Here is a 339-nt window from a genome sequence, read left to right as displayed (position 1 = left end):
CTCAAACTCTGGGCACTGTCAGATCCATTTATTCCCGCAGATTATGTGCTATTTGATGAGGCACAAGATGCTGACCCCTTGATGCTGGGCATCCTGTTGCGCCAACGCAACACCCAAGTTATATATGTGGGTGATGCACATCAACAAATTTACGCTTGGCGTGGTGCCGTTAATGCCATGCAACAAATGCCACTTCCTGAATCTCGTTTAACCACTTCGTTTCGTTTTGGTGATGCAATCGCAGATGTCGCAAATCATCTGCTTGGTGCCTTGGACGAAACGGTCCCTCTCTTGGGGAATTCAGAAATGAAATCCGCTGTGGTCAATAAACCACATACC

Annotated in this window: 1 protein-coding gene; it reads left to right on the top strand. The window is 47.2% G+C overall.

Annotated elements, in window-relative coordinates; genetic code table 11:
• Nucleotides 1-339, top strand: a 339-nt coding sequence (locus tag FLQ44_RS05595; protein ID WP_170252825.1) for a UvrD-helicase domain-containing protein, incomplete at both ends; no start/stop codon positions are given.

This window comes from Vogesella mureinivorans (genome assembly GCF_007644035.1).
GTDB lineage: Bacteria > Pseudomonadota > Gammaproteobacteria > Burkholderiales > Chromobacteriaceae > Vogesella > Vogesella mureinivorans.
The sequence above is the reverse complement of the archived record's forward strand: the minus strand, read 5'-3'. Positions and strand labels throughout refer to the sequence as shown.